The sequence below is a fragment of the Nocardia sp. NPDC060259 genome, assembly GCF_042728775.1.
Lineage (GTDB): Bacteria > Actinomycetota > Actinomycetes > Mycobacteriales > Mycobacteriaceae > Nocardia.
The window spans coordinates 1-7,949 of sequence record NZ_JBHXAY010000175.1 but is presented as its reverse complement, the minus strand read 5'-3'; the positions used below and the strand labels follow the sequence as shown (position 1 = coordinate 7,949).

The 7,949-nt window shown below is 66.9% G+C and carries 9 protein-coding genes; 7 read left to right on the top strand and 2 right to left on the bottom strand.

The annotated features are described in order from the left end of the window. Window positions 1–362: 362 nt before the first annotated feature. Window positions 363–1,634, top strand: coding sequence for a PucR family transcriptional regulator (locus ACFWF2_RS33045; RefSeq protein ID WP_379311406.1), 1,272 nt, complete (start codon window positions 363–365; stop codon window positions 1,632–1,634). Between the two features lie 27 nt (window positions 1,635–1,661). On the opposite strand, the gene ACFWF2_RS33040 is transcribed toward ACFWF2_RS33045, so the two are convergent. After that, entirely contained in the window at window positions 1,662–1,922 is a 261-nt protein-coding gene (locus tag ACFWF2_RS33040) for a hypothetical protein (protein ID WP_379311405.1), read from the bottom strand. 180 nt (window positions 1,923–2,102) lie between these two features. Between ACFWF2_RS33040 and ACFWF2_RS33035 the strand changes: the two genes are divergently transcribed. Genes ACFWF2_RS33035 through ACFWF2_RS33025 form a run of 3 tightly spaced genes read left to right on the top strand, consistent with a single transcriptional unit; the run spans window position 2,103 to window position 4,213 of the window. Further along, complete coding sequence (locus ACFWF2_RS33035; protein WP_379311404.1) at window positions 2,103–2,597, top strand: nuclear transport factor 2 family protein; 495 nt, start codon at window positions 2,103–2,105, stop codon at window positions 2,595–2,597. A 9-nt stretch (window positions 2,598–2,606) separates the two neighbouring features. Then, window positions 2,607–3,437 (top strand): SDR family NAD(P)-dependent oxidoreductase, encoded by an 831-nt coding sequence (locus ACFWF2_RS33030; protein ID WP_379311403.1) that lies wholly within the window; start codon window positions 2,607–2,609, stop codon window positions 3,435–3,437. A gap of 14 nt (window positions 3,438–3,451) precedes the next feature. Next, on the top strand, window positions 3,452–4,213 hold the full coding sequence (locus ACFWF2_RS33025; RefSeq protein ID WP_379311402.1) for a glucose 1-dehydrogenase: 762 nt from the start codon (window positions 3,452–3,454) through the stop codon (window positions 4,211–4,213). A 10-nt stretch (window positions 4,214–4,223) separates the two neighbouring features. Here the strand turns inward: ACFWF2_RS33025 and ACFWF2_RS33020 are convergent, their stop codons facing one another. Then, entirely contained in the window at window positions 4,224–4,511 is a 288-nt protein-coding gene (locus ACFWF2_RS33020) for a hypothetical protein (RefSeq protein WP_379311401.1), read from the bottom strand. A 201-nt stretch (window positions 4,512–4,712) separates the two neighbouring features. On the opposite strand from ACFWF2_RS33020, the gene ACFWF2_RS33015 reads away from it, so the two are divergent. The 3 genes from ACFWF2_RS33015 (at window position 4,713) to ACFWF2_RS33005 (ending at window position 7,926) form a co-directional block, all read left to right on the top strand. Next, entirely contained in the window at window positions 4,713–6,380 is a 1,668-nt protein-coding gene (locus ACFWF2_RS33015) for a bifunctional 3'-5' exonuclease/DNA polymerase (protein ID WP_379311400.1), read from the top strand. Between the two features lie 323 nt (window positions 6,381–6,703). Continuing rightward, window positions 6,704–7,186, top strand: coding sequence for an adenosine-specific kinase (locus tag ACFWF2_RS33010; RefSeq protein ID WP_379311399.1), 483 nt, complete (start codon window positions 6,704–6,706; stop codon window positions 7,184–7,186). A gap of 116 nt (window positions 7,187–7,302) precedes the next feature. After that, window positions 7,303–7,926, top strand: coding sequence for a hypothetical protein (locus ACFWF2_RS33005; RefSeq protein ID WP_379311398.1), 624 nt, complete (start codon window positions 7,303–7,305; stop codon window positions 7,924–7,926). Window positions 7,927–7,949: the final 23 nt, after the last annotated feature.

Below are 7,949 nucleotides of genomic sequence, written 5' to 3'. Positions count from 1 at the left end.
ACCGTATGAACCCCAGAATCGCCCGTCCGCTAGCCGTCGCCGCACTGGCGCTGTCCGCGTGCGCCCTGAGCGCCGGTACCGCCACCGCGGCTTCCCCTGCCCCCGTTGCGGGTTCGGTGGAAGTCTGCCTGCCCCTCCCACATATCGGCCCGCTCGAGCTGGCGCTGTGCCTGTGACCGGGTAGCCGGAGTGCCTCCGGCGGTGGGGGACCCGCCATCGTCGGAGGCATGCGCGCCGTTGTCGGAATCCATAATTTATCCGGATTTCCGTTGCTGTTTATCACAAGCGAAGCCGGGACGGCGGTTTGTTCTACACGGTAGATTGGGGTCTTGCCCAGTGATCTGGGTTGGGAAGGATTCATCATGGCTGTCTCACCCTCCATTGCGCCGTTCTTGACCGCAGCGGGCCGCCCGGTATCGAACCCCTTGAAGGATGTGCGGACGATATCCCGTCAGATGGTGGGCCATTTCATCGAGAATGTCGTGCCGTGCGCGACACTGCCCGGCGAGGTACTCGACGGTGATGTCACCACGGTGACCCGGGTGTGTCTCGAGCTGACCAGGGGCGCGCTCGACGGGCGTGACCTACCGGGGCGACTGGAACAGATCCAAGCCGCGGCCGCGGACTGGGCGCGGGAGGGCATCCCGATCGACACCATCCACAATGCCGTGCACGAAGGCTTCAAACTCGGTTTCGACCTCGTCATCGCCGGTGTCACCAACCAGGACCACGAGACCCTCGTCGGGGTGGCCCGGCGGCTGACCGACATCCAGAGCATGATCACCTCGGCGGTATCCCTGGCCTATGTGCGGGAACTGCGCTCGGTCGTCGGTGAACATCACACCGCAGTCCACACGCTGACCTCGGCATTGCTCGGTGGTCAGAACACGTCGACGATGGCCAGGGAATGCGGCATCACCGTCGCCGACAACTATCACGTCGTAGCGCTGGCGCTGCCGCCCCATGTCGAGGAATTCATCCCTTCCCTCGACGGCAATGTGGTTGCCCGGCGCAAGCTGCGTCGCGTGCAGGCCGAGCTGGCGAACCGGTGCGTCGGCAAGGTGCTGTCGCTGTTGAGCGTCGACGGCGGCACCCTGCTGCTGCCCACCTCGGAGTTCTCCGAGCTCGAACTGGACGAGTTGATCGCCGGATTGTCCGAGGCGGCCCAGGTTCCGGTGCGCGCTGTGACGACCACCGCGGTACCGGCAGAGATCCCGCGTGCTGCGGAACAAGTCCATGAACTGGTCGAAATAGTGGATCGGCTCGGTGGCCCGAGCAAGGTCTATCGTCCGCATCAACTGGCATTCGAATATCAGCTGACCAGGCAGGGCCCGGCCCGCGATTACCTCAGTTCGGTCGTCGATTCCCTCGAAGCGCACCCGGAACTGCTGCAGACGCTCGAGGTGTACATGGCGACGAATTTGCAGCGCTCGCGGACCGCGCGCGAGTTGTTCATCCACACGAATACGGTGGACTACCGGCTGAAACGGATCGGCCAGCTGACCGGCTTCGACCTGAACGACGTCACCGGTCTGTGCTATCTCCGCTCGGCGCTGCTGATCCGCGCGCATCGCGGACTCGGCAGGCCGGAGAACCTGCGCGCCGAGAACGAGACCAGTTCTCGCGCAGGGTGATCCGCGCGGATACCCGGTAGTGGCGGTCTACGCCGCGCGGACGGTGACTGTCGTGTCGGTGCTGGGAAATTCGAAGACGCGCAGGCGGCCGGTCACCAGGTCGACCGTATCGGCGATCACGCGTCCGGCGTGATGTGCGCCGCCGGCGAAACTCGTGCTGATCACGCGGTAGCTGCGCCTCGGGGTGAGCACGATGTCACCCGATTCCAGCAGTCCGGCCGAGGTGGGCGCGCCGGGGCAACTGTCGGCCGCCTCGGTGCGGCGGTTGACGCCGAGCAAACTCAACACTGTGTTTTCTCCCGTGGTGTATGTCGCGGAATCCGCGTCCCGTCGCCGGTTCCGCGAACGGGTATCGAGATCTTTTTACCCACGGGCAGCGCAGGGGAAACCGTCGAAATCCGCGGACCGTTCCCGATCAGCGGGAAGGCCCGCAGACGCTGACATCCGCCAGGTCATACGGTGAGTTTCATGACGGCAACACCCCAGCCCGACGACGCCGCGACGCATCTCGCGCGGTTGGCGGCGATCGAGTCGATCACCGCGCTCAAGCACCGCTACTTCCGCGCCTGCGACGCCAAGGACCCCGAAGGGTTCCGCGACTGTTTCGTCACGGTCGGCTCGGCACTGGACTACGGCGAGCTCGGTGCCATGGACGCCGACGGCATGGCCGCGGTCTTCGCCTCGATCGCCCTGCAGCAGGTGGACGGCAAGCACGCGATCCTCGACATGCACCACGGAGTGCACCCCGACATCACAGTGCGCGAGGACGGCACGGCGAGCGGCCGGTGGACGCTACGGTTCCGCCAGGTCAACCTGATCGAGCGCACCGAAACCGTCGCGACCGGCGAATACGCCGACGAATACCGGGTGGAGGACGGCCGCTGGAAGATCGCGACGTGCACGTTCCACCGGTTGTGGGCGATCACCAGGCCACTCGACGACGCCTGCCGGATCGCGCAGTAGGGCCGGGACATGTCGAAGATCGCTCTGGTGACCGGCGCCAGCCGTGGCGTCGGCAAGGGAATCGCGCTGGCGCTCGGCGCCGCGGGCTGGACCGTGTATCTGACCGGACGGGGCAGCGCGGGTGACGGTGGGCCGCTGGAGGTGGCCGCCGCCGAGGTGAGCGCCCGCGGCGGCACCGGCATCGCCGTACGGTGCGACCATCGTGACGACGCGCAGATCGCCGCCGTGTTCGCCCGCATCGCCGCCGAACAGGACGGACTCGACCTGCTGGTCAACAATGTGTGGGCGAATCCTGACGGTTTCGCCGGCTTCAGCGACCCGTTCTGGCAGCGGCCCGTCGATGATTGGGACACGCTGATCGGCGTCGGCCTGCGCGCGCACTATGTCGCCTCCGTCGAGGCGGCGCGACGCATGGTCGCCCGCGGCAGCGGCGTCATCGCCAACATCTCCTCGTTCGGCACCCGCGGCTATCTGCACTCGGTGCTGTACGGCATGTCGAAGGCGGGTCTGGACAAAATGGCCTGCGACATGGCCGTGGAGCTACGCGGGACGGGTGTGAGCACCGTGTCGCTGTGGCCCGGCATCGTGCGCACCGAACAGGTGCTGGCCATGGGCGTCGAGGACATCGAGGGGTTTCCGATCGCGGGTGCGGAAACGCCGGAATTCGTCGGCCGGGTCGTCCTGGCGCTGGCCACCGATCCCGAGATCGGTACCCGCAGCGGCAGCACGGTGATCACCGCCGAGGCGGCCGTCGAATACGGGATCACCGATATCGATGGTGGACAGCCGGTGTCGCATCGCGAGGCCTTCGGCGGCGGCGCGGTCTTCGGCATCCGGTGAGAAAGGAATCTGTGATGGAGCTTTCGGGCAAAGTAGTACTGGTCACCGGTGGAGCGCGCGGTCTTGGCGCGGCCTTCGCCCACGGGATCGTCGCCGCAGGCGGCAGCGTCGTGATCGGTGACCTCCTGGACGAGGACGGCGCCGCCGTCGCGGGCGAACTGGGGGAGCGCGCCCGGTTCGTCCACCTCGATGTCACCGACCCGGCGTCGTGGCAGCATGCCGTCGACACCGCTGTCGGTGCCTTCGGCACACTGACCGGCCTGGTGAACAATGCCGGGGTGACCGCCTCGGGTGTGCCGTTGGTCGAGGAGCCGCTCGAGACGTTCCAGCGGGTGATCCAGGTCAACCTGGTATCGGTGAACATCGGCATCCACGCGGTGGTGCCTGCCCTGCGGGCGGCCGGTGGCGGTTCCATCGTCAATATCTCCTCGGCCGCCGGGCTGGTCGGCCTGGCGCACACAGGTGCCTACGGCGCGGCCAAGTGGGGTGTGCGCGGGCTCACCAAGGTCGCCGCGGTAGAGCTCGCGCGCGACCGGATCCGGGTGAACTCGGTCCATCCCGGAATGGTGCTCACCCCGATGACCGCGCCGACCGGAATCAGTCTGGCGGAGGGTGGTTTCCCGAACGCGCCGCTGGGCAGGGTCGGGCAGCCCGAGGAACTCGCCGGGGCGGTCACCTATCTGCTCAGCGACGCTGCCTCGTACACGACCGGCGCCGAGCTGGCCGTGGACGGCGGCTGGACAGCAGGCCCTCCGGTCGTCGACATGAACGGCTAGTTCCCGCCGTTCACTGGCTCGGCTCCGGTAGCGTGCACTCGGTGATCTTCGGGTTCGCCCCCAGATAGTTGAGAGGGCCCGCCACGAGTGTGACAGCGATCGTGCCCCATTCGCCGCAGTTGACCGGCGGATTGGTGAAGTAGTTTCGCTGCATCGCCGCGACCATCCCGGACCCGACCCAGACCATCAGCAGCGTAGACAGCAAGAACCTGGCGACTTGATGGGATGGCCTGGCGTGGATCTCTCGTACTTCGCGAATTTCCCGATCACGTCGATTCCGTCGGCCGCGCATCGTCATCGCATCCTCTCCGTGTGCGATCAATCACGCTGATACCCCATGTGAACAGCGGCAATCCTGTGGACACCACCACGACACGCGCAAAGTCTGCTGTACCAACTGTGCGGCCCGGCAACCGGACAGTCAACGGTACGCCGCGAAAGCCGGGCCGCGCAGCCGCTCGCCACCGGGTTGTCGGACCCCGCTGCCAGACTCGGTCTCGTGCGATGGGCGGTGGCGGAGTGGGGCGACGGTGGTGCTCGTTTGTGTCCCCTGGAGCGGGACGGTCGACCCGCGGGACCGGCGGTCTACGAGCCGTCGCTGGCCGAGGCGGTGCGCTCACGTCCTGAGGTCGAGCGGTGGGTGTGGCGATCCACCGCGGAGATCTACCGGACCTTGCTCGCGGCCGGCGTGCGCGTGGAGCGCTGTTACGACGTGCAGGCCGCGGAAGCCCTGCTGATCGGGCACGAGGAGGGCCAGTCGGGTCAGGCGCGTTCCCTGGCGGCAGCCTGGGCGCGCCTGCACAACCTGCCGGTCCCGCCGGACGCCCCCGCACGGGCGGCCGAAACCCAGCCGTCGCTGTTCGAGTCGGCGCCGGTGCCGCTACCGCCCGGCACGGACGAGTTCACCGCGCTGCTGGAGGTCTACGCGGGACAGGTCGCCAGGACGGCGCGGACCGAACATCCGGAACGCATGCGGCTGCTGCTGGCCGCCGAATCGGCGGGCATGCTGGTGGCCACGGAGATGTCGCGGTCCGGGATCCCGTGGCGGGCGGACGTCCACCGCGAATTGCTGGACACCATGCTGGGGGAGCGCGTTCCCGGCGCGCCGGAACCGCGCCGGATGGTGGAGTTGGCCGATGAGGTGTCGCGAGCCTTCGGCGGTGCCGTCCGGGTCCGGCCCGACCTGCCCAACGACATCGTCAAGGCCTTCGCCCGCTCCGGGATCGTGCTGTCCTCCACTCGAAAATGGGAACTCCAGCAGGTCGACCACCCCGCCGTAGCGCCGCTGCTGGCCTACAAGTCGCTCTATCGCCTGTACACCGCACATGGCTGGTCCTGGCTCGAACAATGGGTGCATGGCGGCCGATTTCGTCCCGAATACCTGCCCGGCGGTACGGTGACGGGCCGCTGGACCACCAATGGTGGTGGGGCCCTGCAGATTCCGAAGGTGATCCGGCAAGCGATCCGTGCCGATCCTGGCTGGTGTCTGGTGGTCGCCGACGCCGACCAGATGGAGCCGCGCGTGCTCGCCGCCGTGTCGCGCGACCCCGGATTGATGGAGGTGGCCGGTCGCGGTGAGGATCTGTACGCGGATCTGGCGGTCCGCGGATTCGGCGGTGACCGCGCCCAAGCCAAGATCGCCCTGCTCGGCGCCATTTACGGGCAGACCTCCGGAGATGCCCTGATCCACCTCGCCGGTCTGCGTCGGCGGTATCCGTCGGCGGTCGCCTATGTCGACGATGCGGCGCGCGCCGGCGAGGAAGGGCGCCTGGTGCGCACGTGGCTGGGGCGTACCTGTCCGCCGCTGTCGGTCGCTGCGCCGGAGGAGCCGGACCCGGCCCAGGAGAACCCGGGGGGATACGGCAGCAGCTCCGCGGCCCGGGCCCGTGGCCGGTTCACCCGCAACTTCGTGGTGCAGGGCAGCGCCGCCGACTGGGCCCTGCTGGTCCTGGCCGGTGTGCGTCATGCGATCGCCGGTCTGCGTGCCGAACTGGTCTTCTTCCAGCACGACGAGGTGATCGTGCACTGTCCGGCGGAGGAGGCGGCAACGGTGACCGCCGCGATCGCCGCCGCGGCCGAGACCGCGGGCAGGCTCGCTTTCGGATCGACACCGGTGCGGTTCCCGTTCACCACCGCTGTGGTGGAGTGTTACGGGGACGCCAAGTAGAAAGGCCCCCACACAGAACAGTCCCCGGTAGTCTCCATCGAATCCATGAGCTTTCAGTCGTCGCTGACAACTCTGGCATTCGATTGGCTTGCCGGGGGCCTGGCCAGATCCTCGAAAATTGTCACCGAAGTCAACAGACGTCTCTACTGACAGCGTCACTCATTTCCGGTGTTCTGGTATATGTACAGTCTTCTCCGGATTTTCGTTCTGTCAATACCTGTGGGCCCCTGAATCCGGCTTTTTTCGGCCCCTCCGGGCTGCGCGCGCAAATCGGTGCCGAGACGTGCTGTGCATCGGCATCGGTGCGGCGCAGAATGCTGGGTGTGGAGCTGACAGCCGTGCGTATCGACAAGCCGGATGATCTCAACGTCGTCATCGGGCAGGCGCACTTCATCAAAACCGTCGAGGATCTGCACGAAGCGCTGGTCGGGGTCAGTTCCCACCTGCGGTTCGGGCTGGCATTCTGCGAGGCATCCGGGCCGTGCCTGGTCCGGCACTCCGGCAACGACGACGATCTGATCGAGCTCGCCACGACGAACGCACTCGCCGTCGGTGCGGGACATTCGTTCATCGTCTTCCTGCGTGAGGGATACCCGGTCAATGTGCTCAACGCGATCCGGCACGTCCCGGAAGTCTGCGGAATATTCTGTGCCACCGCCAATCCCGTGGATGTGTTGATCGCCCAGACCGAGCTGGGCCGCGGAATTGTCGGAGTGATCGACGGGTCCGCACCACTGGGCGTGGAGAATGCCGACGATCAGGCAGACCGTCGACAGCTACTGCGTCAGATCGGCTACAAGTTGTAGGGGCCCGCGTCCGCCGCGTCCGCTGAGGCATTGTGCGGACGGTAACCGTGGAGGACAGTGGGTATGTCCGGTGGCGCCCACCGGGGCGCCGCCTTTATGGGAGCAGGAGGTGGCTCGTGTACGCACGTTCAAGCACCATTGCAGCCCAGCCGTCGTCGATCGACGGCGGGCTCGCGTACCTCCGCAATGAGGTGATGCCGAATCTGCCCGAGCTGGAAGGCTGGGTCGGCCTGTCGCTGATGGTGGACAGGTCGACAGGGCGCTGCATCGCCACTACCGCGTGGGAATCCGAGGACGCACTGCATGCCAGCAGCCGGCGCGTCCAGCCAATGCGTGATGGTCTGGCCCAGTCGCTGCACGGGCCGGTCGAGAAGGTCGAAGAGTGGGAAGTCGCGGTGATGCACCGTGATCACCTGGCAGGCGCGAACGCGTGCACCCGCTGTACCTGGGTGCAGGTCGATCCGTCCGGTATCGACCAGGCGATCGATACGTTCAAATCACAGCTGATGCCGGAGTTCGAGAAGCTCGAAGGATTCCGCAGCGCCAGCCTGTTCGTCGACCGGGCAACCGGCCGCGGCGTCGGCTCCACCGTCTGGGCGAGCCTCGAGGAGCTGGACAGCAGCCGCGAGCACGCTGATCGGATCAGGAAGATGGCGACCAAGGTCACGGGTGCCAGGATTCTCGATGTGGCGGAGTTCAGGTTGGGGTTCGCTCACCTGCGTGTGCCTGAGATGGTGTGACATCAGGAGTCATCCGGCCCGGG

What these genes read in the sequence shown, in the direction of transcription:
- ACFWF2_RS33045 (WP_379311406.1), top strand. Translation starts at nt 363, where the DNA reads ATGGCTGTCTCACCCTCCATTGCGCCGTTCTTGACCGCAGCGGGCCGC.
- ACFWF2_RS33035 (WP_379311404.1), top strand. Translation starts at nt 2,103, where the DNA reads ATGACGGCAACACCCCAGCCCGACGACGCCGCGACGCATCTCGCGCGG.
- ACFWF2_RS33030 (WP_379311403.1), top strand. Translation starts at nt 2,607, where the DNA reads ATGTCGAAGATCGCTCTGGTGACCGGCGCCAGCCGTGGCGTCGGCAAG.
- ACFWF2_RS33025 (WP_379311402.1), top strand. Translation starts at nt 3,452, where the DNA reads ATGGAGCTTTCGGGCAAAGTAGTACTGGTCACCGGTGGAGCGCGCGGT.
- ACFWF2_RS33020 (WP_379311401.1), bottom strand. Translation starts at nt 4,511, where the DNA reads ATGACGATGCGCGGCCGACGGAATCGACGTGATCGGGAAATTCGCGAA.